Source organism: Mycobacterium kubicae, assembly GCF_015689175.1.
Taxonomy (GTDB): Bacteria; Actinomycetota; Actinomycetes; order Mycobacteriales; family Mycobacteriaceae; genus Mycobacterium; species Mycobacterium kubicae.
Genome location: NZ_CP065047.1, coordinates 2,323,132 through 2,348,135 on the forward strand (window position 1 = coordinate 2,323,132; position 25,004 = coordinate 2,348,135).

Genomic DNA, 25,004 nt, shown 5'->3' on the forward strand with positions numbered 1-25,004 from the left:
GGCGTCAGGTGAAACGGAACCAGCGTCGCGCGGCCAGCGCGGCCAGCGTGCCCCACGCCGCGAGTACGACGATCCCGAACCAGTCCACCGACAGGATCATCGCTTGCGACAGGGCCTCGGTCAGTGCGCCGGACGGCGTCAGCCGCGACAACCATTTCACCGACGCCGGGATCATGTCCGTTTCCAAAGTGAGGGCGCCGAACCCCGCGAACACGAACCACATCAGGTTCGCGACGGCCAGCACGATCTCGGCGCGCAACGTGCCGCCGAGCAGCAACCCCAGCGCCGCGAAACCGGCGGTGCCCAGGGCAATCACCGCCGCGCCGAGCGCCAGGGCGGCCAGCGCCGGTCGCCAGCCCAACGCGAACCCGATGACGCCCAGGATCAGAGCCTGCAAGAAGACCACGGCGACCACGGCCAACGACTTGCCGGCGATGATGCCCCACACCGGAAGTGGCGTTGCGCCAAGCCTTTTCAACGCGCCATAGCGGCGGTCGAAAGCCACGGCGATGGCCTGTCCGGTGAACGCGGTCGACACCACCGCCAGCGCCATGATGACCGGCACGAAGGTGGCGGCGCGATGCTGGCCGAAGGAGCCGAGCGGCAGCAGCGTCAGCCCGACCAGCAGCGTGATGGGGATGAACATGGTCAACAACAGCTGCTCGCCGTTGCGCAACAACAGCTTGAGCTCCAGCCCAAATTGCGCGGCCAGCATGCGGGAGACCGCGTTGGGACGCGGATCTGGGGTGAAGGTGCCCGCGGGGAAAACGTCGGTCATTGCCGCAACTTCCTGCCGGTCAGATCGAGGAACACGTCTTCGAGGCTGCGCTGCTCGACGCGCATGTCGGTGGCCAGCACGTCGATCTGGGCGCACCAGGCGGTGACGGTCGCCAGCACCTGAGGATCGACCGGGCCTTCGACCAGATACTCGCCCGGGGTCACCTCGCTGGCCTGATAGTCCTCCGGCAGCGCGGACGCCAACAACGACAGGTCCAGCCGCGGCGGGGCGGTGAACCGCAGTTGGTCTTTGGCGCCGGCGCGCATCAACTCCGTCGGCGTGCCTTCGGCCACCTTGGCGCCGTTGTCGATGATGACCAGCCGGTCGGCCAGCTCTTCGGCCTCTTTGAGCTGATGCGTGGTCAGCAGGACGGTGACGCCATCGCGACGCAGCGCATCGATCAGCTCCCACACCAGCAGCCGGGCGTGGGCGTCCATGCCCGCGGTGGGCTCGTCGAGGAACACCAGCTCCGGCCGTCCGACCAGCGCGCAGGCCAGCGCCAGCCGCTGCTGTTGACCCCCGGACAGCCGCCGGTAGGTGGTGCGCGCGGCCTCGGTGAGACCCAGCGTGGACAACAGCCATTGCGGGTCCAGCGGGTCGGCGGCATAGGAGGCCACCAGGTTGAGCATCTCGCCGGCGCGCGCGGCCGGGTAGCCGCCGCCGCCCTGCAGCATCACCCCGATCCGAGCCCGCAGCCGGGCGTTGTCGGTGATCGGGTTGAGCCCCAGCACCTCGATGGACCCGGCGTCGGGTCGGACGAAGCCTTCACACATCTCGACCGTCGTGGTCTTGCCCGCGCCGTTGGGACCCAGCAAGGCCATCACCTCGGCGGCGTGCACGTCGAGATCGAGGTTGTTGACGGCGGCCACGGACCCGTATCGCTTGCTGACGCCGCGCAGTCGCAGGACGACCGGGCGGGCATTCGGGTCCGAGCTCACGTGGAATCAGCGTAGGCGTCGGTTGCCGCGCCTGAGGAAGGGGTGGAACCAGGGGCGGCCCGCCCGGTCGCAGCGGCCGCGACGGGTTCGGGCTGCGGCTCCGGCGCGACGACCGGCTCCCGGTCCGGCGCGTCGGTGAGGAACGGCAGGGCGCGCCAAGGCAATTGGTGGTAGGTCAGCGCGATGAGCACCACGACGATCAGCGCGCTGGCCAACGTGGCGTCCACGATCTGGAACAGCGCGAACCGGTCCCCGTTGGCGGTCGGGCCGAAGATGCCGACGATGAGCGTGATGATGATCACCGTGACGCGGAAACCCGTCCGGGTGGCCCAGGCGGCCAGCGGAATGATGGCCCACAGCAGATACCAGGGCTGGACGACGGGGAACAGCAGCACCGTCAGCCCCAGCGCCACGCCCAGACCGCCGATCGGGTGCAGCCGGCCGCGGAACACCGCCAGCAACAGCCAGCACACCATCACCATGATGATCAGCACGCCGATGCCACGGGTCAGCGACAGCACGGCGGTGGTGTGATCACCCAGGCCCAGCAGGATGCCCACCTGCCCGGTGCCCAAGGCCAGCAGGGTCGGCGGTGACATCCAGCTGCGCACCACGTTCGCGGTGCCCAGCGTGAAGATCCACCCAAAACCAAGTCCGCTGGCCCATCCGACGAGGGCCATCACGGCCACCGACAACCCGGCCATCAGCCCACCGACCTGCGCCAGCGCCCGCAGGTTGCCCCCGCGCCGGTAGGCCAGCGCCGTCCCGACGAAGCCCAGCGCCAGCAGCGAGGGCAGTTTCACCTGGGAGGACAGAATGATCAGGGTCGACCCGGCCAGCAGCATGCCCAGCGGTTGCCAGTCGGAGGCCTGCCAGGACGCCGGCTTGAGCGGACGGTCAGCATCGACGCCGCGCAGCGCGAACTCCGCGCCGGCCAGCATCAGACCCAGCATCAGCGCCTCGTTGTGGATGCCCGCCACCAGATGCATGAACAGCAGCGGGTTGGCCGCTCCCAGCCACAGGGCGCTGACTTCGGCGACCCCGCACCGCCGGGCCAGCCGCGGCGTGGCCCACACGATCAACGCCACACCGACCAACACCACCAGCCGGTGGCAGAGCACGGCCGCGACGATGTTCTCGCCGGTCAACGCCGAGATGCCGCGTCCGATCCACAAGAACAGCGGTCCGTAGGGCGCGGGGGTCTCCCGCCACAAGCTGGGCACCGAAAGGGTGAACACGTGGCCCAGGCCGAGACCGGACGCCGGACCGACCCGATAGGGATCGAGTCCCTGCAGCGAGATCTGGCTCTGCGCCAGGTAGGAGTAGACGTCCTTGCTGTACATCGGGGGCGCGATGAGCAGCGGCAGGATCCACAACAGCAGCGTGCGGTCCAGATCGCCGCGCGACATGCGTCGCTGTCCCATCGCGAACCGGCCCAGCATCAACCACGCCAGCGCCATCATCACCGCTCCGGTAGTGGTCATGGTCAGTGACACCGTCTGGATCCGCGACGGGAGGTTGAGCAGTCGCACTCCGAATGTCGGGTCCTGCACCACCGGCCGAGCCCCCGCGCCCAGCGCACCGATCGCCATCAGCACCGTGCCGGTGGCGCCGAACAGGCGGGTACGCCGAAGTGCGGTGAGTTCGGCGGCGTTCAGCGGCGAGCCGACCGCCTGCTCGTCGCCGTGCAGACTGGCGATCGACGAGCTCAGCGTGTGGTGGCGGGCTGCCATTTCTGCAGCCTAACGGCACGCCGAGAACCGCCACGCAATCCCACTTGGTGTGACCGATACGACCCCGTACCCAGGGCACCCTTGCTGGACCGTCGGCCGGAATTGCGTCACACTGGTGTTGTGAAAATCCAATCGCAGGACGCTGCTGTGCGCGCAGCCGCCGCTGCGGGTTCGGATGGTCACACGCGCCGCGCGATCGTGCGCCTGTTGGTCGAGTCCGGATCCATCACCGCCAGCGAGATCGGTGACCGTCTGGGCTTGTCGGCCGCTGGGGTGCGGCGCCACCTCGACGCGCTGATCGACGCCGGGGACGCCGAGTCCGCGCCGGCCGCCGCGTGGCAGCAGGTGGGTCGAGGGCGGCCCGCCAAGCGGTACCGCCTGACCCCGGCCGGTCGAACCAAGTTGGACCACGCCTACGACGACCTGGCGGCCGCCGCTATCCGTCAACTGCGCGAAATTGGCGGCGACGACGCGGTGCGACTGTTCGCCCGGCGCCGCATCGACGGCATCCTGTCCGGGGTGGCCGCCGCCGACGGGCCCGACGAAGACGCGGTGGAAGACGCCGCCGAGCGCATCGCCGGTGCACTGAGCAAAGCCGGCTACATCGCCACCACCACCCGGGTGGGCGGCCCGGTCCACGGTGTGCAAATCTGCCAACATCACTGCCCGGTGTCGCACGTCGCTCAGGAATTCCCCGAGTTGTGTGAAGCCGAGCAGCAGGCGATGGCCGAGGTGCTCGGAACCCACGTGCAGCGGCTGGCGACCATCGTCAACGGCGACTGCGCCTGCACCACCCATGTCCCTCTTATCCCGGCGCCCAGCCCGCGCCGCGCCGTCGACGATGCAAAGCGAAGCGATGCGCAGGAGCGGCGCCACATGACTGACACCACGAGCAATAAAGGAGCGTCCGTATGACTCTCACACCCGAGGCGAGCAAGGTTCCGGCCGCGCCGCTGAGCCAGGAGGAGGCGATCGCCTCCCTGGGCAAGTACGGCTACGGCTGGGCCGACTCCGACGTCGCGGGTGCCAGCGCACAGCGCGGGCTGTCCGAGGCGGTGGTCCGCGATATCTCGGGCAAGAAGAACGAGCCCGAGTGGATGCTGGAAACCCGGCTCAAGGCGCTGCGCATCTTCGAGAAGAAGCCGATGCCGAACTGGGGCTCCAACCTCGGGGGCATCGACTTCGACAACATCAAGTACTTCGTGCGCTCCACCGAGAAGCAGGCCGCGACGTGGGATGACCTGCCCGAAGACATCCGCAACACCTACGACAAGCTGGGTATCCCGGAAGCCGAGAAGCAGCGCCTGGTCTCGGGTGTGGCGGCGCAGTACGAGTCCGAGGTCGTCTACCACCAGATCCGCGAGGACCTGGAAGCCCAGGGCGTCATCTTCCTGGACACCGACTCCGGCCTGCGGGAGCACCCGGAGATCTTCAAGGAGTACTTCGGCACCGTCATCCCGGCCGGCGACAACAAGTTCTCGGCGCTGAACACCGCGGTGTGGAGCGGCGGCTCGTTCATCTACGTCCCGCCGGGCGTGCACGTCGACATCCCGCTGCAGGCCTACTTCCGGATCAACACCGAGAACATGGGCCAGTTCGAGCGGACGCTGATCATCGCCGACGAGGGCTCCTATGTGCACTACGTCGAAGGCTGCACCGCGCCGATCTACAAGTCGGACTCGCTGCACTCCGCGGTGGTCGAGATCATCGTCAAACCCCATGCGCGCGTGCGCTACACGACCATCCAGAACTGGTCTAACAACGTCTACAACCTGGTCACCAAGCGGGCCCGCGCCGAGGCCGGCGCCACCATGGAGTGGATCGACGGCAACATCGGGTCCAAGGTCACCATGAAGTACCCGGCGGTCTGGATGACCGGCGAGCACGCCAAGGGCGAGGTGCTCTCGGTGGCGTTCGCCGGAGAGGACCAGCACCAGGACACCGGCGCCAAGATGCTGCACCTGGCACCGAACACGTCGAGCAACATCGTGTCCAAGTCGGTGGCGCGCGGCGGTGGCCGCACCTCCTACCGCGGCCTGGTGCAGGTGAACAAGGGCGCCCACGGGTCGCGCTCCAGCGTGAAATGCGATGCGCTGCTGGTGGACACGGTCAGCCGCAGCGACACCTACCCCTATGTCGACATCCGCGAGGACGACGTCACGATGGGCCACGAAGCCACCGTGTCCAAGGTCAGCGACAACCAGCTGTTCTACTTGATGAGCCGCGGGCTCACCGAGGACGAGGCGATGGCGATGGTCGTGCGCGGCTTCGTCGAGCCGATCGCCAAGGAACTGCCCATGGAATACGCGCTGGAACTCAACCGGCTGATCGAGCTGCAGATGGAGGGTGCGGTCGGATGACCGCACCAGTGGGATCGTCGATTGCCGCGCTGAACAAGGGAGAGCTCTTCGCCTCCTTCGACGTCGACGCCTTCGAAGTTCCGCACGGCCGCGACGAAATCTGGCGGTTCACCCCGCTGCGGCGGCTGCGTGGATTGCACGACGGAACCGCGCACGCCACGGGCAGCGCGCAGATCACCGTCAGCGAGCGTCCCGGCGTCCAGGTCGAATCCGTGCGCCGCGGGGATGAGCGCCTCGGGCAGGGCGGTGTGCCAACCGATCGCGTTGCCGCACAAGCGTTTTCCTCGTTCAACGTCGCCACGGTGGTGACCGTCGGCCGCGACACACAGGTCGGCGAGCCGGTGCAGATCGTCGTCACCGGTCCTGGCGAGGGAGCGGTGGCCTACGGACACATCCAGATCCGGGTCGCCGAACTCGGCGAGGCCGTGGTGGTCATCGACAACCGGGGGAGCGGAACGTACGCCGAGAACGTCGAATTCGTCGTCGATGACGCCGCGCGGCTCACCGTGGTGTGGATCGCGGACTGGGCCGACGACGCCGTACACGTCAGCGCCCACCACGCCCGGCTGGGCAAGGATGCGGTGCTGCGGCACGTCACCGTCACCCTGGGCGGCGAGGTGGTGCGGTTGACCGCCAACGTGCGGTTCACCGCCTCCGGCGGCGACGCCGAACTGCTGGGCTTGTACTTCGCCGACGACGGCCAGCATCTGGAGTCGCGGCTGCTCGTCGACCACGCCCAGCCCGACTGCAGATCCAATGTGCTGTACAAGGGTGCGTTGCAAGGAGATCCGGGCTCGTCGCGGCCCGACGCGCACACCGTCTGGGTGGGCGATGTGCTGATCCGCGCCGAAGCCACCGGCACCGACACGTTCGAAGTGAACCGCAATCTGGTGCTCACCGACGGCGCCCGCGCCGACTCGGTGCCCAACCTGGAAATCGAGACCGGAGAAATCGTCGGCGCCGGACACGCCAGTGCCACCGGGCGATTCGACGACGAGCAGTTGTTCTACCTGCGTTCGCGCGGCATTCCCGAAGAGCAGGCCCGCCGACTGGTGGTGCGCGGCTTCTTCGGCGAGATCATCTCCAAGATCGCGGTGCCCGACATACGCGAGCGCCTGACCACAGCCATCGAACACGAACTGGAAATCACGGAAAAGACGACTTCATGACGACACTGGAAATCAAGGACCTGCACGTCAGCGTCGACAATCCCAACGCGGCCGACGGGGAGCGAGAAATCCCCATCCTCAGAGGGGTCGACCTGACCGTGAAATCAGGTGAGACGCACGCGCTGATGGGTCCCAACGGCTCGGGCAAGTCCACCTTGTCCTACGCCATCGCCGGTCACCCCAAGTACCGGGTGACATCGGGATCGATCACGCTGGACGGCGCCGACGTGCTGTCCATGAGCGTCGACGAGCGCGCCCGGGCCGGCATCTTCCTGGCCATGCAGTACCCCGTCGAGGTGCCTGGGGTCTCGGTATCCAACTTCCTGCGCTCGGCGGCGACCGCCGTGCGTGGCGAGGCGCCGAAGCTGCGGCACTGGGTCAAAGAGGTCAAGGCGGCGATGAGCGGCCTGGACATCGATCCGGTGTTCGCCGAGCGCAACGTCAACGAAGGATTCTCCGGCGGCGAGAAGAAGCGTCACGAGATCTTGCAACTCGAGCTGCTCAAGCCCAAGATCGCCATCCTGGACGAGACGGACTCCGGCTTGGACGTCGACGCGTTGCGCGTCGTCAGCGAGGGTGTGAACCGCTACGCGCAAACCGAGCACGGCGGCATTCTGCTGATCACCCACTACACCCGGATCCTGCGCTACATCCAGCCCGAATACGTGCACGTCTTCGTCGGCGGCCGCATCGCCGAATCCGGCGGCTCGGAGCTGGCCAACGAGCTCGAGGAAAACGGCTACGTTCGCTTCAGCCAAGCGGCGGCAACCGGAGCCTGAGATGACCCTTTCGGTGAGCCGGCCCGACATCGCGGCGATCCGCGCCGATTTCCCCATCCTGCAGCGCGTGATGCGCAGCGGAAATCAGTTGGCATATCTGGATTCCGGCGCGACGTCGCAGCGACCGCTGCAGGTGCTCGACGCCGAGCGGGAATTCCTGCTCACCTCCAACGGCGCGGTGCACCGGGGCGCGCACCAGCTGATGGAAGAGGCGACCGACGCCTACGAACAGGGCCGTGCCGACATCGCCGCCTTCGTCGGAGCCGACACCGACGAACTGGTGTTCACCAAGAACGCCACCGAGGCGCTGAACCTGGTGTCCTATGTGTTGGGCGACGACCGTTTCGAAAGGGCGGTGGGTCCGGGCGACGTCATCGTCACCACCGAACTCGAGCACCACGCCAACCTCATCCCGTGGCAGGAGCTGGCCCGGCGTACCGGCGCCACCTTGCGCTGGTACGGCGTGACCGAAGACGGCCGCATCGACCTGGACAGCCTGCAGCTCGATGGGCGGGTGAAAGTGGTTGCCTTCAGCCACCATTCGAACGTGACCGGCGCGGTGGCGCCGGTGAGCGAGCTGGTCAGCCGCGCCACGGCCGTCGGTGCGCTGACCGTCTTGGACGCCTGCCAGTCGGTGCCGCACCAGCCCGTCGACTTCCACGCACTCGGTGTCGACTTCGCCGCCTTCTCCGGTCATAAGATGCTGGGGCCCAACGGGATCGGTGTGCTCTATGGGCGTCGTCAATTGCTGAGCACCATGCCCCCATTTCTCACCGGCGGTTCGATGATCGAGACGGTGACCATGGAGTCCGCCACCTACGCGCCGGCGCCGCAGCGCTTCGAGGCCGGTACCCCGATGACCTCGCAGGTCGTCGGATTGGCCGCCGCGGCGCGCTATCTCGATGCCATCGGCATGGAGGCGGTCGAAGCCCACGAACGCGCACTGGTCGCCGCGGCCCTCGACGGTCTGACCGGCATCGAAGGGGTCCGCATCATCGGACCGACCGCAATGGAAAATCGCGGATCACCGGTGTCGTTCGTCGTCGACGGGGTGCACGCGCACGACGTCGGGCAGGTGCTCGATGACGAAGGCGTCGCCGTGCGGGTGGGACATCATTGCGCCCTGCCGCTGCACCGCAGATTCAACGTGGCGGCTACCGCCCGAGCGTCGTTCGCGATCTACAACACCGCCGACGAGGTCGCTCGGTTGGTGGCCGGTGTCCGTCGCGCGCTCGACTTCTTCGGGAGACCCTGACCGTGCGTCTCGAGCAGATGTACCAAGACGTGATCCTCGATCACTACAAACACCCACAGCACCGCGGACTCCGTGAACCGTTTGACGCGCAGGTCTACCACGTCAATCCGGTCTGTGGTGACGAAGTGACCCTGCGAGTCGCCTTGTCCGACGACGGCGCCAGCGTTGCGGACATCTCCTATGACGGACAGGGCTGTTCGATCAGCCAGGCGGCGACGTCGGTGCTCACCCAGCAGGTGATCGGCCAAAGCGTCCCCGAGGCGCTGAAGACCGTCGATGCTTTCACCGAAATGGTGTCCTCCCGCGGCACCGTGTTAGGCGACGAAGACGTCCTGGGTGACGGAGTAGCGTTCGCGGGAGTCGCCAAATATCCCGCGCGGGTCAAATGCGCGCTGCTGGGATGGATGGCGTTTAAGGACGCACTGGCCCAAGCCAGCCACGCCTTGGAGGAGGTGTCAGATGAGCGAAACCACCGCGCCGGGTGAGGAATTCCTCGCCGACCTGGAGGAGGCGATGCGCGACGTCGTCGACCCGGAGCTCGGCATCAATGTCGTCGACCTGGGCCTGGTCTACGGGATGAACCTGGAAGAGGGCGACGAGGGAACCGTTGCGTTGATCGACATGACGCTGACGTCGGCGGCCTGCCCGCTCACCGACGTCATCGAGGACCAGTCGCGCAGCGCGTTGGTCGGCAGTGGCCTGGTCGACGAGATCCGCATCAACTGGGTGTGGAATCCGCCGTGGGGCCCGGACAAGATCACCGAGGACGGGCGCGAACAGCTGCGCGCTCTCGGCTTCACTGTCTGACGTCTTCCAGCGCTGCGACCAGGTGCGCGATATCCCGCCGCCGCGACGACGCCGGCCACGCCACCCAAGTGCGGCGCACCAGCGGCCGTCCGGCCAGCGGCAGCCAGCGCACCGAGTCCGGTAGCGGCTCGAAGCGGCCGGCCGGCGCCAACGCGAACCTGCCGCCCGAGCTGACCGTGGCCACTTTCACCTCCGGCAACAGGTCTTGGGTGTAGGACGTCGCCGGACCCGGCTGCACGCCGTGACTGCGCAGCACCGCCGTCAGCTCGTCATACCAAGCCGGACTGCCCTCGCGCGGAAAGCCCAACCACTGCAGCCCGGACAACCGGTCCAGACGAACCGCTCCATCCGAGAATGCTTCGGCATCCTCCACCGCCAGCAACACACCAAGTGGTTCTTCCAGCACCGTCGTGACATCCAGGTGATCACCCAGCGGTCGCTCTCGCACCAAGCCGACATCCAACTCGCCGGCGTTCAGCGCCTCAATCTGCTTGGCAGAGGACAGATGCCGGATCTCCACGACCGTCAGCGGGAACGCCGTCGCCAACGACGCCAATGCCCCGGACAACGGCTGGGGCGGCAACTCCAGAGGCACCCCGATCCGCAACGATCGGCCGACTTCCGAGGAGTACTTCGCCATGGCCGCCATCGCCTGGTCGTAGCGGGCGATGACGGCACGGGCCTCGGCCAGCAGCGTCATGCCGGCAGGGGTCGGCGTCACCCCGGCGCTGCTGCGGGTCAGCAGTTGCACATCCAGATGCTTCTCCAAGGCTTGCATGGTCTGGGACAGTGACGGCTGGCTGATGTGCAGACGACGTGCCGCTGCCGACAGCCCGCCGTCCTCGACTACGGCGACGAAGGCTCGCAAATCCCAGATGTCCATGCACCCGCAAACGTTAGTGGCGCAGCGGCACGAGATCCATTGCCGTTTGTGATAGCGGTCATCGCGAACCGGAACGGGTTGACACACAACCCCGCGCCGCGTTGTCTCGTGGTACACGAACATGGCAGCCAAATCCGCAGCGGTCAATCAATTGCTCGAGCGGTATCGGTCCTCGGGCCGGTCCTTTCGCGCCGACGGCATCACGTCGTTTGTGCTCGACGAGGGGCCGCACGACGCGCCCGCGGTGGTGTGTGTGCACGGCGTGCCCGCCTCGGCATACCTCTACCGCAAGGTGGTCCCCGAACTGGCCGCGGCCGGCTTGCGCGGCATTGCGGTGGACCTGCCGGGGCTCGGCTTCGCCGGCCGGCCGCCCGACGCCGACTACACCTGGACCGGCCTCGGCCGGTGGCTGTTGTCGGCAATCAACGCCCTGCACCTCGACCGCTTCCATCTGCTGGTGCATGACATCGGCGGTCCCATCGGATTCGAAGTGGCGACCGCGGTACCCGAGCGGGTGCTGTCGCTGACACTGCTCAACACCATCATCGAGGTGTCGTCGTTTCACCGGCCGTGGCCGATGGAGCCGTTCGCGCACCGAGGGATCGGTGAGGCATGGTTGGCATCGCTACGGGTGCCGGGTGCGTTTTCGTCGATCATGCGACTTGTCGGGGTCAGCCGCCGGGTACCGAGTGCCGAACTAGCATGCTGGCTGCCACTGCTGTTCGGTGACGACGGTGGCCGCGCTTTCCTGAAAATCATGCGTGGCTTCGAGTTGACCGCGGACAAACAGCGCTTGTACCTGGATGCGGTTGGCGGCAGGTCCTACCCGGTGCAAGTGGTGTGGGGCGCGCGCGACACCATGCTCCCGTGGCGGCGCTATGGGGTTGCGGCGCAGCGCGCTTCCGGGGTCAGTACGTCGATGTTGTTGCCTGCCAAGCACTTTTTGCAGGAAGACTGTCCAGAAGAAATCGCCGCGGCGGTGGCCCGGATCGCCGCCGCCGGCGACGGTTAGGTGTCACACCGCCGAACCGCCGCCGTCGACGTACAGGGTGGAGCCGGTCACATAACTGGCCCGCGGTGAGGCCAGAAACAATATGGCTTCGGCGATTTCGGCCGGTGCTGCCGTGCGCTGCAACGGCAACGCGGCGCCGAGTCCCTCGATGGATTCGCCCCACTCGGCCAGCACTCCTGCGGTGCGAGTCGGACCCGGCGAAACACTGTTCACCCGAACGCCTTTGGGGCCGAACTCGGCCGCCCAGGTGCGGGTGAAGGATGCCAGCGCCGCCTTCGTCGCACCGTACACCGACGCTCCAGGCATGCCTTTCACCGCAGCCAACGACGTGACGTTGACGATGCTGCCGCGCCCGCGCGCGAGCATGCCCTTGGCCAGTTCGGCGACCAGGAAGTAGCTGCCACGCACATTGGTGTCGAACATCGACTGAAACGACGCCAAGTCTTGCTCGACGGTGGGCGCCACCGGGAATGCGCCGGCGTTGTTGACGAGTATGTCGACCTCTCCGGCTTCGCTCGCCAGGTGGGCGATCGAACCCATGTCGCCCAGATCTGCCCGCACGAACCGGGTTTTGCCGCCAATATCGGCAACGGTGTTCGCTCCGCGTTCGTCATCGCGACCGGTGAGGATTACTTCGGCGCCGTGCGCGGCGAACAATCGTGCGGTTTCCAGACCGATGCCCGCGGTGCCGCCGGTGATCAGTGCGATATGCGATTCAAGTTCCATAGCCACATTGAAGTCGCCGATCGGTCGCAACCATCCGTCCTCGCCATACCGATCCGCGATGCTGCCCATAGGTCACACCAATGGGTCACCCGCCATGCCCGTGCGGCTTGCCGTTGGGTCCGCACTTGCCGTCGTTCGCCGGGCGCAGGTTGATCGACGTTGCCTGCAGCGCGCCGCCGTTGTCTTGATTTCCCTGTGCGGTCAGGCATTTGCCCGCGGCGATGGCTTGCGTAGTGGCGGCGTTCTGCTTGGTGTAGCGGGTTTTGCCGTTGACGGTCACCGCGGTCTTGGTGTTGTCGCCACTGGTGACGTTGATGGTGTCTCCCGCCACCGAAGCGACCGTGCCCTTGATCGGGGGTCGTTTCGCGGGTGATCCGGGTGTGGGTTGTTTAGCCTGCGGGCATTTGCCGTCGACTGCCGGGCTGACCTGGACCGCTACCGCCGTGACGGGTTGGTTGCCTTCGGTGTCCCCGGGCCGCACGGTGACACAACTGCCCGTCGCGACATCGGTCAGCGCGGCCGGGGTGACATCGGTGACCTTGGTGGACGGCGTGAAATTCACTGTGGCATTGCCGTTTTCCTGCGTAACTTGGGCGGCGTTGCCCGACACCGATGCGATCAGGCCGCTGACCCGCGCTTGGCCGTGGGCTGGCGGCGGTGCGGCGGTCGACGTGCTCGGTGCCGAACTCTGCGGGCTTGGTGTTGTGGTGGGGCCTGAGGTGTTCGACGATGAACCGCAAGCGGCAACCGATAGGGCCGCTGCCGCGGCGACGGCCAGGACGGCGAACCGGGCGGGCCGGACAGTGGGTGAAGTGCCAGACATCAAAGCTGCTCCAATCGTGGGCGGGTCCCAACGAACGGGTCTACCCCCGGCAGCTTTGTGCTTGCTGTGTGTTCAGAACGCGTCTTCGGGAATGCGCATGATTTCGTCGTCGATCGACTCGATGACAGCGCGCACGCCGGTCAGCTTGGGCAGCATGTTCTTGGCGAAAAAGGCCGCGACCGCCACCTTGCCCTGGTAGAACGCCTCGTCGTTACGGGACGGGCTGTCGGCCAAAGCGGCGTGTGCGACGTCGGCCTGCACCAGCAACCGCCAGCCGATCAACAGGTCTCCTACCGCCATGAGGAAGCGAACCGATGCCAGCCCCACCTTGTAGATATCAGTGGCGTGCTGCGCGGCCGACATGAGGTATCCGGTGAGCGCGCCGGTCATTGCGGTGACGTCGTCCAATGCGGTTTGCAGCAGCTCGGCTTGTGGTTTCAGCGACGGGTCGAAGTTTTCGATGCTGTCGTTGATCTGACTCGTCACAAATTGCAGCGCCTTGCCGTGGTCGCGGACGATCTTGCGGAAGAAGAAGTCCAATGCCTGGATGGCCGTGGTGCCTTCGTAGAGTGAATCGATCTTGGCGTCGCGGATGTACTGCTCAATGGGATAGTCCATCAGGAAGCCCGAACCACCCAGCGTCTGTAGCGATTCGGTCAGAATCTCATAGGCCCGCTCGGAGCCCACGCCTTTGACGATCGGCAACAGCAGGTCGTCGACACGATGCGCCATGTCCGGGTCGGCACCTGAGACACGTTGCGCCACAGCGTCATCCTGATGCGCGGCGGCATAGAGGTACAGCGCGCGCAGACCTTCGGCGTAGGCCTTTTGCGTCATCAGGCTGCGGCGTACGTCCGGGTGATGCATGATCGTCACTCGCGCCGCCGTCTTGTCGGTCATCTGGGTCAGATCGGCGCCCTGCACTCGCTCCTTGGCGTACGCCAGCGCGTTGAGATAACCGGTGGACAACGTGCCAGAGGACTTCACGCCGATGGTCATGCGCGCGTGCTCGATCACCGTGAACATCTGCGCGATGCCGTTGTGCACACCGCCCACCAGATAACCGACGGCCGGCACATCGGTGGCACCGAACGTCAGCTCGCAGGTTGGTGAGGACTTCAAGCCCATCTTGTGTTCCAGGCCGGTGACATAGACGCCGTTGCGGGAACCCAGCTCACCGGTGTCGGGGTCGAACAGGTAGTTGGGAACGTAGAACAGGCTGAGCCCCTTGGTGCCTGGGCCGGCGCCTTCCGGCCGGGCCAGGACCAGGTGGAAGATGTTTTCCGCCGTGTCGCCGACGTCGCCGCCCGAAATGAAGCGCTTCACGCCCTCGATATGCCAGGTGCCGTCGGGTTGCTCGACGGCCTTGGTGCGTCCGGCGCCCACGTCGGAGCCCGCGTCCGGCTCGGTGAGCACCATGGTGGCCTGCCATCCGCGCTCGACGCCGATCGCCGCCCAGTGCCGCTGCTGCTCGTTGCCCTCGATGTAGAGCGACTGAGACAGCGTGCGGCCGAGGTTGAAGAAGCAAGCGGATGGATTGGCGCAGTAGATCATTTCGTTGACCGCCCAGATCAGCGGCGCTGGGGCGGGCATGCCGCCGATCTCTTCGGCCAGTCCCAGCCGCCACCATCCCGCTTCTTTGATCGCGTCAACGGTCTTCACCAGTTCGGGGGACACGCTGATGCTGTGGGTCTTGGGGTCGAAGACGGGGGGATTACGGTCGGCGAACGCGAACGAGTCGGCGATCGGGCCCTCGGCTAGCCGCGCCGCCTCGGTCAAGATGGTGCGCACCGTGTCCGCGTCGAGATCGCTGTAGCGACCGGTACCCAGGACGGCGCCCACGTCGAGGACCTCGAACAAGTTGAACTCGAGATCGCGCACATTGGCGATGTAGTGGCCCAACGTGGTTCCCTTCACTTCCGGCGAATCAGGCCCTCAGTGTGGCCGACGCCGGAAAACGTACGCAACCGTAACCTCGGCGCAGCCGATTGTGCTGCGCAATCCGATCCAATGGCATACCGCAACAAAACCGAGACTTACCAACATCTTTGCGTCGATAGACTCGGCCGGGTCATTGCCACCGATCCGCTGCGAGGCCGCCCGGCATGATTTTGCCTACGCTCGAAAGAACTACTGCTACAGCCGAATCGGGTGTTGGTCCAGCCATCACCCGACGGCCCGCGCAGTGGCGGACGGTGCTGTGGTCGGTTATCTCGGTGCGTTGGGCCGCAACCGCTTTGGGCCTCTTCCTGGCCGGCGTGACGGGTCAGGTCTGCGGTGCTCCGCACGCGCTCTGCTGGACCCTGTATCTGGCCTGCTACCTCGCCGGCGGCTGGGGATCGGCGTGGGCTGGGGCGCAAGCGTTGCGCAACAAGGCCCTTGACGTGGACTTGCTGATGGTTGTTGCCGCGATCGGCGCCGTCGCCATTGGTCAGATCTTCGATGGTGCGCTGTTGATCGTCATCTTCGCCACCTCCACCGCGCTCGACGAGGTGGCCACCAAGCACACCGCGGACTCGGTAAAAGGCTTACTAGACCTCGCGCCCGACCGAGCCGTGCTGGTCGGGGGCGACGGCACCCAGCGCGTCGTGCCCGCCGGTGACTTGGTGGTGGGGGACCGCGTCGTGGTGCGGCCCGGGCAGCGGATTCCCGCCGACGGGGTGGTCGCCTGCGGCTCCTCCGAGGTGGACCAGTGCTCGATCACCGGCGAGTCGATGCCAGCGGCGAAAAGCGCCGGTGACGAGGTCTTCGCCGGCACGGGCAACGGATCCGGTGTGCTGCAGGTCGTGGTCACCCGCGACCCGGCGCACAGCGTCGTCGCGCGCATCGTCGAACTCGTGGCCGAAGCCTCGGCCAGCAAGGCAAGAACCCAGTTGTTCATCGAAAAGATCGAGCAGCGTTACTCCGTGGGTGTGGTCGCCGCCACGGTGGCCCTGATCGCTGTTCCGCTGCTGATGGGTGCCGCCTTGCAGCCGGTGCTGCTGCGCGCCATGACGTTCATGATCGTCGCGTCGCCGTGCGCAGTGGTGCTTTCGACCATGCCGCCGCTGCTGTCGGCCATCGCCAACGCCGGCCGACATGGGGTGCTGCTCAAATCGGCGGTGGTCGTCGAACGCCTCGCCGAAACCAGCATCGTCGCGCTGGACAAGACCGGCACACTGACCGGCGGTAACCCTCAGCTGACCATCGTCGAGCCGTTGCGCCCCGAACAATACAGCGCACACCACCTGCTCGAGTTAGCCGCAGCGGCAGAGCAATTCAGCGAACATCCCCTCGGTCGAGCCGTTGTCGACGAGGCGCGCAGGCGCGGCGTCAGCATCCCGGCGGCCGAGGATTTCCGCGCGTTGCCAGGGCGCGGGGTCCGCGCCGCGGTAGGCCGCGCTTTCGTCGAAGTCTGCAGCGCGCACGGCTACACCGGTGCCCCGCTGCCCCAGGTCGCCCCGATCGTGGGCGCCGGCGCCACCGCGGCCATCGTGCTGGTGAACGGAGTGGCGGTTGGGCTGCTCGGACTGACCGATCAGATCCGGCAGGACGCGCCGCGGTCCATCGCATCCCTGGCGGCGATGACGTGTACGCCGCCGGTGCTGTTGACCGGCGACCACGAGCGCGCGGCCACCCGAATCGCCCAGGACACCGGAATCGGCGATGTGCGCGCCGCGCTGCTGCCGGAGCAGAAGGTCGACGCGGTGCGTGACCTGCAGGCCGGCGGCCACCGGGTGCTGGTCGTCGGCGACGGCGTCAACGATGCACCGGCCATGGCCGTCGCGCACGCCTCGATCGCCATGGGCGCCGGCGCGGACCTCACCTTGCAGACCGCCGACGCGGTCACCGTCCGCAACGAACTGCACGCCATCCCCACGATCATCGCCCTGGCTCGGCAGGCGCGCCGGGTAATGGCCGCTAACCTGGCCATCGCCGCCACGTTCATCACCGTCCTGGTGCTGTGGGACCTGCTCGGTGACCTGCCACTGCCGGTCGGGGTGGCCGGGCACGAGGGATCGACTCTGCTGGTCGCGCTCAACGGCATGCGCCTCCTGACCGACCGGTCCTGGCGGGCGGCGGCGGCCCCGGCGTTGCTGACGCCCGCTGGAACCGCGTTGCTGGAACAACCGAGCGCCCCGGGGCGTTAGCGCAGACGTGACTACCCAAGACATCACTGCAGCGCAGTTCAACGACACGATCAACGACAACGATATGGTCCTGGTCGACTTCTGGGCCTCCTGGTGTGGCCCGTGTCGCGCCTTTGCGCCGACGTTCAAGGCGTCCTCGGAGAAGCACCCGGACGTGGTGTTCGCCAAGGTCGACACCGAAGCCGAGCAAGAACTGGCGGCGGCCGCTCAGATCCGGTCCATCCCCACGTTGATGGCTTTCAAGAAGGGCAAATTGCTGTTCAATCAGGCCGGCGCGCTGCCTCCCGCGGCGTTGGAGGACCTGATCGAGCAGCTCAAGGCTTTCGACGTGGACGCCGTGGCCCAGCCCGGAGACGCCGAACAAGCCTGATTTGCCGCAGGTGGGCTACTTTCGACAGGTGAGTTTGGTCCTCGTCGAGCACCCGCGGCCCGAAATAGCGCTGATCACCCTGAACCGCCCCGAGCGGATGAACTCCATGGCTTTTGACGTCATGGTTCCGCTCAAGGCGGCGCTGGAACAGGTCACTTACGACAACTCCGTGCGAGTCGTGGTGCTGACCGGGGCGGGCCGAGGGTTCTCCTCCGGCGCAGACCACAAGTCAGCCGGCTCGGTGCCGCACGTCGAGGACCTGACGCGGCCCACCTATGCGCTGCGGTCCATGGAGCTGCTGGACGACGTCATCCTGTCGCTGCGACGGATGCACCAGCCCGTCATCGCCGCGGTGAACGGACCGGCCATCGGCGGGGGCTTGTGCCTGGCGCTGGCCGCAGACATCCGGGTGGCGTCCACCAGCGCGTACTTCCGGGCTGCCGGCATCAACAACGGCCTGACCGCGAGCGAATTGGGGCTGAGCTATCTGCTGCCGCGCGCCATCGGATCGTCACGGGCGTTCGAGATCATGCTCACCGGCCGCGACGTCAGCGCCGAGGAGGCCGAGCGGATCGGGCTGGTGTCCTGTCAGGCGCCTCCGGATCAGCTCCTGGACACCTGTTATGCGATCGCGGCCCGGATGGCGGCGTTCTCCCGGCCGGGGATCGAATTGACCAAACGCACACTATGGAGTGGACTGGACGCTGGCAGTCTGGAGGGGCACATGCAGGCCGAAGGCCTGGGCCAGCTTTTCGTCCGTCTGCTCACCGCCAACTTCGAAGAGGCGGTCGCCGCGCGCGCAGAGAAGCGGCCGGCGGTCTTCACCGACGACAAGTAGTCAGGACAAGGAGAGCGATCGTGATCACGGCTACGGACCTCGAGGTCCGCGCTGGAGCGCGCATCCTGCTCTCACCCGACGGCCCCGACCTGCGGGTGCAGCCCGGCGACCGCATCGGTCTGGTCGGGCGCAACGGGGCCGGCAAGACGACGACCCTGCGCATCCTGGCCGGCGAGAGCGAGCCGTACGCCGGATCGGTGTTGCGTAACGGCGAAATCGGTTACCTGCCACAAGATCCCAAAGAAGGCGACCTCGATGTGTTGGCCCGCGACCGGGTGCTGTCGGCGCGCGGTCTGGACGTGCTGCTCACCGACTTGGAGAAGCAGCAGGCGTTGATGGCCGAGGTCGCCGACGACGACGCGCGGGACCGCGCGATCCGCCGCTACGGCCAACTCGAGGAGCGTTTCGTCGCGCTGGGCGGCTACGGCGCCGAAAGCGAAGCGGCTCGCATCTGCGCGAGTCTTGGCCTGCCCGAACGGGTTCTGACGCAGAAGCTGCGCACGCTGTCCGGTGGTCAGCGCCGCCGGGTGGAACTGGCGCGCATTTTGTTCTCCGCCTCCGAGTCCGGTGCCGGCTCGTCCACCACCCTGCTGCTCGACGAACCGACGAACCACCTCGACGCGGATTCGGTTGGCTGGTTACGGGATTTCCTGCGATCGCACACCGGAGGGCTGATCATGATCAGCCACAACGTCGACCTGATATCCGACGTGGTCAACCGGGTCTGGTTCCTCGACGCCGTGCGCGGGGAGATGGACGTCTACAACATGGGCTGGCAGAAGTACCTCGACGCGCGCGCCACCGATGAGCAGCGTCGTCGCCGGGAACGCGCCAACGCCGAGCGTAAGGCCGCCGCGCTGCGCACCCAAGCCGCCAAGCTGGGCGCCAAGGCGACCAAAGCCGTTGCGGCACAAAACATGTTGCGTCGCGCCGACCGGATGATGGCCGCACTCGACGAGGAGCGCGTCGCTGACAAGGTGGCCCGCATCAAATTCCCCGAGCCCGCCGCGTGCGGGCGCACCCCGTTGGTGGCCAAGGGGCTGAGCAAGTCCTACGGATCCCTCGAGGTCTTCACCGGTGTCGACCTGGCCATCGACCGCGGTTCGCGCGTGGTGGTGCTGGGTCTCAACGGTGCCGGTAAGACCACGCTGCTGCGGCTGATGGCGGGTACCGAGAAGCCGGACACCGGCGGCCTGGAGCCTGGACACGGTTTGCGCATCGGCTATTTCGCGCAGGAGCACGACACGCTCGACAACGACGCGACGGTGTGGGAGAACATCCGGCACGCAGCGCCCGAATCCGGTGAGCAGGATCTACGGGGATTGTTGGGCGCGTTCATGTTCAGCGGCGCGCAACTCGACCAGCCCGCCGGCACGCTGTCCGGTGGTGAGAAAACCCGACTGGCGCTGGCCGGGCTGGTGGCCTCGACCGCCAACGTGCTGCTGCTGGACGAGCCGACCAACAACCTCGACCCAGCATCGCGCGAGCAGGTCCTCGATGCGCTGCGCAGCTACCGCGGCGCGGTGGTGCTGGTGACGCACGACCCGGGCGCGGCCGAGGCCCTCGAGCCGCAACGCGTGGTGCTATTGCCGGACGGCACCGAGGATTACTGGTCCGAGGAGTATCGCGATCTGATCGAGCTGGCCTGAAACCGTCCCCCCATTTTCGGCCAAATTCGCCCGCCGTCGACACCTGGTTCTTACGCTGAGTGGCTGAGATCGGGACGAGACGGGGAGGCGCCGATGCGGAAGCCGAGAAAAACACGCGAGCAGTTGCTGCTCGAGTTGCGCCACGCCTATGAGGGCGGGGCCAGCATCCGCAATCTGGCCGCCACCACCGGACGTTCCTACGGCTGCATCCACAACATGCTGCGCGAGTCGGGAACGACGATGCGCAGCCGCGGTGGGCCCAACCACCGGTCACGCGCGACGTAGCCGCGCCCACTCGAATCAACTGCGCCGCATCGAGTTTTCCACCAAATCCAATACGGCGGTCAGTCGTTGCGGGTCCTCACCGGAAGCCAGCCGGGCCACCAAGCCGTCCAGGACCAGCTCCAGATAGGACTGCAACACGTCATCGGGGACGTCGTCGCGGACCCGGTTGGCTTCCTTCTGCCGGCGCAGCCGATCGTGCGTTGCCGCTGCCAGTTCCGCCGAACGCTCCGCCCAGCCGCGGTTGAACGCCGGATCGTTGCGCAGCTTGCGCGCAATCTCCAATCGGGTGGCCAGCCAATCGAACTCGTCCGGTGCGGCGAGCATGTCGCGCATCACCTGGATGAGCCCCTCGCGGGAGGCGACGTCGGCCATTCGCTCGGCATCCTCGTGGGCCAGGGCGAAGAACAGCGCGTCCTTGTCGCGGAAGTGGTGGAAGATCGCACCGCGCGACAAGCCGACCGCCTTCTCCAACCGCCGGACCGTGGCCTTGTCGTAACCGTATTCGGCAAAACAACGGCGAGCGCCGTCGAGGATCTGGCGGCGGCGAGCCGCCAGATGGTCCTCGCTGACTTTGGGCATGGGCCAGGGCGGGGGTCGCCGGCTAGCCCGACTTGAGCATGTTGCGCAGCACGTACTGCAAGATGCCGCCGTTGCGGTAGTAGTCCGCCTCACCGGGTGTGTCGATGCGCACCACCGCGTCGAACTCGATCGGATCGCCGGAGTCCTTGCTGGCCTTGACGTGCACGGTCTTGGGCGTCTTGCCGTCGTTGAGTTCCTCGATGCCGGTGATGTCGAAAACCTCGGTACCGTCGAGCCCCAACGATTCCGCCGACTTTCCTTCGGGGAATTGCAGCGGTATGACGCCCATTCCGATCAGGTTGGAGCGGTGAATACGCTCGAACGACTCGGTGATCACCGCGCGCACGCCCAGCAGCCAGGTGCCTTTGGCGGCCCAGTCGCGTGACGAACCGGATCCGTACTCCTTGCCGCCCAGCACAACCAGCGGAATGTCCTGCTCCGCATAGTTTTGCGCGGCGTCGTAGATGAACGCCTGCGGCGCATCATCCTGGGTGAAGTCGCGGGTGTAGCCACCCGAGACGTCGTCCAGCAACTGGTTGCGCAACCGAATATTGGCGAACGTGCCGCGGATCATCACCTCGTGGTTGCCGCGCCGCGAACCGAAGGAGTTGTAATCCTTGCGCTCGACGCCATGCTCGTCGAGGTACTTCGCCGCCGGGGTGCCCGGCTTAATGCTGCCGGCGGGGGAGATGTGGTCGGTGGTCACCGAGTCGCCGAGCAGCGCGAGCACCCGAGCGCCCTTGATGTCGGTGACGGGTTCCGGTTCGGCGGACATCCCGTCGAAGTACGGCGGCTTGCGCACGTACGTCGACTCCGGGTTCCACTCGAAAGTGTCACCGCTCGGCGTCGGCAGGTTCTGCCACCGCTCGTCACCCTTGAACACATCGGCGTAGTTCTTGGTGAACATCTCCTGGTTGATCGCCGACGCGATGGTGTCCGAGACATCCTTCTGCGACGGCCAGATGTCTTTGAGGAAGACGTCGTTGCCGTCTTTGTCCTGCCCCAGCGCCTCGGACTCGAAGTCGAAGTCCATGGTCCCGGCCAGCGCATAGGCGACCACCAAGGGCGGCGACGCGAGGTAGTTCATCTTCACGTCGGGGTTGATCCGGCCTTCGAAGTTGCGGTTGCCCGACAGCACGGCCGCCACCGAGAGGTCATTGTCGTTCACGGCCTTGGAGATCTCTTCTGGCAGCGGGCCGGAGTTGCCGATGCAGGTGGTGCAGCCGTACCCCACCAGATAGAAGCCGAGCTTCTCCAAATACGGCCAGAGACCGGCCTTTTCGTAGTAGTCGTTGACCACCTGGGAGCCCGGCGCCATGGTGGTCTTCACCCACGGCTTGGAGGTCAGGCCTTTGTCGACGGCGTTGCGGGCCAGCAGGGCTGCGCCCAACATGACCTCGGGGTTGGAGGTGTTGGTGCACGAGGTGATCGCGGCGATCACCACGGCGCCGTGGTCCAGTACGAACTCGCCGTATTCGTCGGACTTCACCCGCACCGGGTTGCTGACCCTTCCTTCGGCATGCGCGGCAGCCGAATGCACCTTCGGCTTGTCGTCGGCATGGCCGTTCTGCGGCTGGCCGGGATCGCTGGCCGGGAAGGACTCGTCCACCGCCTCGTCGAGCTTGGAGTAGTCCTTCTTCTCCGGGTCGTCACCGACGTAGTTGGGAATCTGGCCGCGGAACGTGGACTTGGCTTCCGACAAGGCGATCCGGTCCTGCGGGCGCTTGGGCCCGGCGATCGACGGCACCACCTCGGACAGGTCCAGCTCGAGGTATTCGGAGAATGCCGGCTCGTGCTCCGAGTTGTGCCACATGCCTTGCTCTTTGGCGTAGGCCTCGACCAGGGCCAGCTGCTCCTCGCTGCGACCGGTGAAGCGCAGGTAAGAGATGGTCTCTTCGTCGATCGGGAAAATGGCTGCGGTAGAACCGAATTCGGGGCTCATGTTGCCCAGCGTGGCGCGGTTGGCCAACGGGACCTCGGCGACACCGTCGCCGTAGAACTCCACGAACTTTCCGACCACGCCATGCTTGCGCAGCATTTCGGTCACGGTCAGCACGACGTCGGTGGCGGTCACGCCCGGTTGGATCTCACCGGTCAACTTGAACCCGACCACTCGCGGGATGAGCATCGACACGGGCTGGCCCAGCATCGCGGCTTCGGCTTCGATGCCGCCGACGCCCCAGCCCAACACGCCGAGGCCGTTGACCATCGTGGTGTGGGAGTCGGTGCCCACACAGGTGTCCGGGTAGGCGATCCCGTCGCGTTCCATCACCACGTGCGCCAGGTATTCGATGTTGACCTGGTGCACGATGCCGGTGCCCGGCGGCACCACCTTGAAGTCGCGGAATGCGCCCTGTCCCCAGCGCAGGAACTGGTAGCGCTCGCCGTTGCGCTCGTACTCGATCTCGACGTTGCGCTCGAACGCGTCGGCGCGGCCGAACAGGTCGGCGATCACCGAGTGGTCGATCACCAGATCGGCCGGTGCCAGCGGGTTGACCTTCTCCGCCTTGCCGCCCAGGTCGCCGATCGCCTCACGCATGGTGGCCAGGTCGACGATGCAGGGCACACCGGTGAAGTCCTGCATAACCACCCGCGCCGGCGTGTATTGGATCTCGATGCTGGGCTCCGCCTCCGGGTCCCAGTTGGCGATGGCCTCGATGTGATCCTTGGTGATGTTGCTGCCGTCCTCGTTCCGCAGCAGGTTCTCCGCCAGGACTTTCAGGCTGTAAGGGAGTTTCGCCGTGTTGGGGACCGCATCAAGGCGATAGATCTGGTAGCTGTTGTCGCCGACCTTCAGGGTGTCACGGGCGCCGAACGAATTCACCGAATCTTTGCTAGTCACTTCAACTCCCAGGATTAAGTTCTTCCGCCGACGGGCCGTGTCGACGGGTGCATCGAATGCGTGAGCCACTTTAACAGTACGCTTGTCCTGCATTGCGTGGCCCTCGCTGAGTCCAGTCTTGTCGCGTGGGCCGCGGGTTGGAAGACCCGGTTGACTGACCGACTGCACCGGAGCGTGCCAGGCCGCGTGTCAGACCCGGCGGGTACGGTGCTCCTAGCGCTGCGGCGGGTGCGAGAGGAGCGAGGAAGATGACCGGGCAAGAGTTCGTCGGGCAGCTACCGCAGTTCATTCCGTTCCTGCCGGCCTACATCCCGCAGGACGTCGACATGAACGCGATCAAGGCCCAGGTCGCCGCTTCCGGGGTCAGCGCCCCACCAGCGGCCCTCCCGGGATTGCTCGATGTGGTCCATCACGCGCGCGAGGAGGGCATCGACCTCAAGATCGTGCTGCTCGACCACAACCCGCCCAACGACACCCCGCTGCGTGACATCTCGACCGTGGTGGGAGCCGACTACCCCGACGCCACCGTCCTCACGCTCAGCCCCAGTTATGTCGGCAGTTACAGCACCCACTTCCCCCGGGTCACGTTGGAGGCCGGTGAAGATCACTCGAAAACCGGCAACCCGGTGCAATCGGCGCAGAACTTCCTCAACGAATTGAGCACGCCCGAATTTCCGTGGACCGCCTGGACGATCGTGGTGCTGATCGCCGTGCTCGCCGCGGCGGTCGGCACCCGGTTTGCCCAGCGCCGCTTCAAGCAGTCAGCAACGACGCCACCGACCGGCGAAACCCCGGCGGATGAACCCGGTCAAGGTCTCTAGCCTCACGTATCGGCGGCCGACGGCCCTGGCGCCGTAGCTCGGTCTGCAGCTGGGCAAACCCGGCAGATCACCATTCGGTCACAGTAAACACACGTCCTGAGCGCAGTTTGTGACGCTCGTTTCCGAGGCGTCTGGTGTGACGTACGGTGCAAATGATGCAGTTGTTGTTTAGTGCTTTTTCCGATAGTCCGGCCTGTTGCCGCTTGCCCGTGTTGAGCCATTAGGAG

At 66.4% G+C, this 25,004-nt stretch carries 23 protein-coding genes; 14 read left to right on the top strand and 9 right to left on the bottom strand.

Translation table 11 applies throughout. From position 1 onward, the window contains the following. Positions 1–4 precede the first annotated feature (4 nt). From I2456_RS11150 to mptB, 3 genes are read right to left on the bottom strand one after another with little or no spacing between them, the layout of a single operon-like run. Complete coding sequence (locus I2456_RS11150) at positions 5–778, bottom strand: ABC transporter permease (protein ID WP_085075763.1); 774 nt, start codon at positions 776–778, stop codon at positions 5–7. Further along, on the bottom strand, positions 775–1,716 hold the full coding sequence (locus I2456_RS11155; protein WP_116645882.1) for an ABC transporter ATP-binding protein: 942 nt from the start codon (positions 1,714–1,716) through the stop codon (positions 775–777). Before I2456_RS11155 ends, I2456_RS11150 begins: the two co-directional genes overlap by 4 nt. Continuing rightward, positions 1,713–3,449: a polyprenol phosphomannose-dependent alpha 1,6 mannosyltransferase MptB gene (gene mptB / locus I2456_RS11160; RefSeq protein ID WP_068031813.1), complete on the bottom strand. Its 1,737-nt coding sequence runs from the start codon at positions 3,447–3,449 to the stop codon at positions 1,713–1,715. The genes I2456_RS11155 and mptB overlap by 4 nt, the downstream gene beginning before the upstream one ends. Positions 3,450–3,530: 81 nt before the next feature. Between mptB and I2456_RS11165 the strand changes: the two genes are divergently transcribed. From I2456_RS11165 to I2456_RS11195, 7 genes are read left to right on the top strand one after another with little or no spacing between them, the layout of a single operon-like run. Beyond that, on the top strand, positions 3,531–4,364 hold the full coding sequence (locus I2456_RS11165; RefSeq protein ID WP_139823346.1) for a helix-turn-helix transcriptional regulator: 834 nt from the start codon (positions 3,531–3,533) through the stop codon (positions 4,362–4,364). Then, on the top strand, positions 4,361–5,809 hold the full coding sequence (gene sufB, locus I2456_RS11170) for a Fe-S cluster assembly protein SufB (RefSeq protein ID WP_085075761.1): 1,449 nt from the start codon (positions 4,361–4,363) through the stop codon (positions 5,807–5,809). The genes I2456_RS11165 and sufB overlap by 4 nt, the downstream gene beginning before the upstream one ends. After that, entirely contained in the window at positions 5,806–6,978 is a 1,173-nt protein-coding gene (gene sufD, locus I2456_RS11175; protein WP_085075760.1) for a Fe-S cluster assembly protein SufD, read from the top strand. Before sufB ends, sufD begins: the two co-directional genes overlap by 4 nt. Next, the gene (sufC, locus tag I2456_RS11180; protein ID WP_085075759.1) at positions 6,975–7,757 is read left to right on the top strand and encodes a Fe-S cluster assembly ATPase SufC; all 783 of its coding nucleotides are present in this window, start codon (positions 6,975–6,977) and stop codon (positions 7,755–7,757) included. The genes sufD and sufC overlap by 4 nt, the downstream gene beginning before the upstream one ends. A 1-nt stretch (position 7,758) precedes the next feature. After that, positions 7,759–9,012, top strand: a complete 1,254-nt coding sequence (locus tag I2456_RS11185; protein ID WP_085075758.1) for a cysteine desulfurase — start codon at positions 7,759–7,761, stop codon at positions 9,010–9,012. Next, on the top strand, positions 9,009–9,497 hold the full coding sequence (gene sufU / locus I2456_RS11190) for a Fe-S cluster assembly sulfur transfer protein SufU (protein ID WP_085075801.1): 489 nt from the start codon (positions 9,009–9,011) through the stop codon (positions 9,495–9,497). The genes I2456_RS11185 and sufU overlap by 4 nt, the downstream gene beginning before the upstream one ends. Then, complete coding sequence (locus tag I2456_RS11195; protein WP_068031834.1) at positions 9,472–9,819, top strand: metal-sulfur cluster assembly factor; 348 nt, start codon at positions 9,472–9,474, stop codon at positions 9,817–9,819. The genes sufU and I2456_RS11195 overlap by 26 nt, the downstream gene beginning before the upstream one ends. Here I2456_RS11195 and I2456_RS11200 read toward each other — a convergent pair. Then, positions 9,809–10,702, bottom strand: a complete 894-nt coding sequence (locus tag I2456_RS11200) for a LysR family transcriptional regulator (protein WP_085075802.1) — start codon at positions 10,700–10,702, stop codon at positions 9,809–9,811. The two genes, I2456_RS11195 and I2456_RS11200, sit on opposite strands and share 11 nt — an antisense overlap. Positions 10,703–10,823: 121 nt before the next feature. Between I2456_RS11200 and I2456_RS11205 the strand changes: the two genes are divergently transcribed. Further along, complete coding sequence (locus I2456_RS11205) at positions 10,824–11,714, top strand: alpha/beta fold hydrolase (RefSeq protein WP_085075757.1); 891 nt, start codon at positions 10,824–10,826, stop codon at positions 11,712–11,714. 3 nt (positions 11,715–11,717) lie between these two features. Here I2456_RS11205 and I2456_RS11210 read toward each other — a convergent pair whose 3' ends face one another. The 3 genes from I2456_RS11210 to I2456_RS11220 form a co-directional block, all read right to left on the bottom strand. Then, a complete protein-coding gene (locus tag I2456_RS11210) occupies positions 11,718–12,440 on the bottom strand; it encodes an SDR family NAD(P)-dependent oxidoreductase (RefSeq protein WP_085075800.1) in 723 nt (240 codons plus the stop codon). Between the two features lie 85 nt (positions 12,441–12,525). Beyond that, a complete protein-coding gene (locus I2456_RS11215) occupies positions 12,526–13,263 on the bottom strand; it encodes a DUF5666 domain-containing protein (protein ID WP_085075756.1) in 738 nt (245 codons plus the stop codon). A gap of 72 nt (positions 13,264–13,335) precedes the next feature. Then, entirely contained in the window at positions 13,336–15,165 is a 1,830-nt protein-coding gene (locus tag I2456_RS11220) for an acyl-CoA dehydrogenase (protein ID WP_085075799.1), read from the bottom strand. Between the two features lie 203 nt (positions 15,166–15,368). Here I2456_RS11220 and I2456_RS11225 point away from each other — a divergent pair, with 203 nt between their 5' ends. The 5 genes from I2456_RS11225 to I2456_RS11245 all read left to right on the top strand — a co-directional run bounded on the left by I2456_RS11225 (position 15,369) and on the right by I2456_RS11245 (position 20,535). Continuing rightward, on the top strand, positions 15,369–17,393 hold the full coding sequence (locus I2456_RS11225) for a heavy metal translocating P-type ATPase (protein WP_085075755.1): 2,025 nt from the start codon (positions 15,369–15,371) through the stop codon (positions 17,391–17,393). A 7-nt stretch (positions 17,394–17,400) separates the two neighbouring features. Further along, positions 17,401–17,763 carry a thioredoxin gene (gene trxA, locus I2456_RS11230; RefSeq protein ID WP_068031848.1) on the top strand — a complete coding sequence of 121 codons (363 nt, stop codon included), beginning with the start codon at positions 17,401–17,403 and terminating at the stop codon, positions 17,761–17,763. Position 17,764: 1 nt separating this feature from the next. After that, positions 17,765–18,601: an enoyl-CoA hydratase gene (locus I2456_RS11235; protein ID WP_255322627.1), complete on the top strand. Its 837-nt coding sequence runs from the start codon at positions 17,765–17,767 to the stop codon at positions 18,599–18,601. Positions 18,602–18,621: 20 nt separating this feature from the next. Continuing rightward, positions 18,622–20,250: an ABC-F family ATP-binding cassette domain-containing protein gene (locus I2456_RS11240; RefSeq protein ID WP_085075753.1), complete on the top strand. Its 1,629-nt coding sequence runs from the start codon at positions 18,622–18,624 to the stop codon at positions 20,248–20,250. 93 nt (positions 20,251–20,343) lie between these two features. Next, the gene (locus I2456_RS11245) at positions 20,344–20,535 is read left to right on the top strand and encodes a helix-turn-helix domain-containing protein (RefSeq protein ID WP_068164703.1); all 192 of its coding nucleotides are present in this window, start codon (positions 20,344–20,346) and stop codon (positions 20,533–20,535) included. Between the two features lie 15 nt (positions 20,536–20,550). Here the strand turns inward: I2456_RS11245 and I2456_RS11250 are convergent, their stop codons facing one another. Together I2456_RS11250 and I2456_RS11255 are read right to left on the bottom strand one after the other, a co-directional pair. Beyond that, positions 20,551–21,114 carry a TetR/AcrR family transcriptional regulator gene (locus I2456_RS11250; RefSeq protein WP_068164699.1) on the bottom strand — a complete coding sequence of 188 codons (564 nt, stop codon included), beginning with the start codon at positions 21,112–21,114 and terminating at the stop codon, positions 20,551–20,553. A gap of 22 nt (positions 21,115–21,136) precedes the next feature. After that, positions 21,137–23,956 carry an aconitate hydratase gene (locus I2456_RS11255; protein WP_139823344.1) on the bottom strand — a complete coding sequence of 940 codons (2,820 nt, stop codon included), beginning with the start codon at positions 23,954–23,956 and terminating at the stop codon, positions 21,137–21,139. Between the two features lie 248 nt (positions 23,957–24,204). On the opposite strand from I2456_RS11255, the gene I2456_RS11260 reads away from it, so the two are divergent. Beyond that, the gene (locus tag I2456_RS11260) at positions 24,205–24,777 is read left to right on the top strand and encodes an Rv1476 family membrane protein (protein WP_085075752.1); all 573 of its coding nucleotides are present in this window, start codon (positions 24,205–24,207) and stop codon (positions 24,775–24,777) included. Positions 24,778–25,004 lie beyond the last annotated feature (227 nt).

What these genes read in the sequence shown, in the direction of transcription:
- I2456_RS11150 (WP_085075763.1), bottom strand. Translation starts at nt 778, where the DNA reads ATGACCGACGTTTTCCCCGCGGGCACCTTCACCCCAGATCCGCGTCCC.
- mptB (WP_068031813.1), bottom strand. Translation starts at nt 3,449, where the DNA reads ATGGCAGCCCGCCACCACACGCTGAGCTCGTCGATCGCCAGTCTGCAC.
- sufB (WP_085075761.1), top strand. Translation starts at nt 4,361, where the DNA reads ATGACTCTCACACCCGAGGCGAGCAAGGTTCCGGCCGCGCCGCTGAGC.
- sufD (WP_085075760.1), top strand. Translation starts at nt 5,806, where the DNA reads ATGACCGCACCAGTGGGATCGTCGATTGCCGCGCTGAACAAGGGAGAG.
- sufC (WP_085075759.1), top strand. Translation starts at nt 6,975, where the DNA reads ATGACGACACTGGAAATCAAGGACCTGCACGTCAGCGTCGACAATCCC.
- I2456_RS11185 (WP_085075758.1), top strand. Translation starts at nt 7,759, where the DNA reads ATGACCCTTTCGGTGAGCCGGCCCGACATCGCGGCGATCCGCGCCGAT.
- I2456_RS11195 (WP_068031834.1), top strand. Translation starts at nt 9,472, where the DNA reads ATGAGCGAAACCACCGCGCCGGGTGAGGAATTCCTCGCCGACCTGGAG.
- I2456_RS11200 (WP_085075802.1), bottom strand. Translation starts at nt 10,702, where the DNA reads ATGGACATCTGGGATTTGCGAGCCTTCGTCGCCGTAGTCGAGGACGGC.
- I2456_RS11205 (WP_085075757.1), top strand. Translation starts at nt 10,824, where the DNA reads ATGGCAGCCAAATCCGCAGCGGTCAATCAATTGCTCGAGCGGTATCGG.
- I2456_RS11210 (WP_085075800.1), bottom strand. Translation starts at nt 12,440, where the DNA reads ATGGAACTTGAATCGCATATCGCACTGATCACCGGCGGCACCGCGGGC.
- I2456_RS11215 (WP_085075756.1), bottom strand. Translation starts at nt 13,263, where the DNA reads ATGTCTGGCACTTCACCCACTGTCCGGCCCGCCCGGTTCGCCGTCCTG.
- I2456_RS11225 (WP_085075755.1), top strand. Translation starts at nt 15,369, where the DNA reads ATGATTTTGCCTACGCTCGAAAGAACTACTGCTACAGCCGAATCGGGT.
- I2456_RS11245 (WP_068164703.1), top strand. Translation starts at nt 20,344, where the DNA reads ATGCGGAAGCCGAGAAAAACACGCGAGCAGTTGCTGCTCGAGTTGCGC.
- I2456_RS11250 (WP_068164699.1), bottom strand. Translation starts at nt 21,114, where the DNA reads ATGCCCAAAGTCAGCGAGGACCATCTGGCGGCTCGCCGCCGCCAGATC.
- I2456_RS11260 (WP_085075752.1), top strand. Translation starts at nt 24,205, where the DNA reads ATGACCGGGCAAGAGTTCGTCGGGCAGCTACCGCAGTTCATTCCGTTC.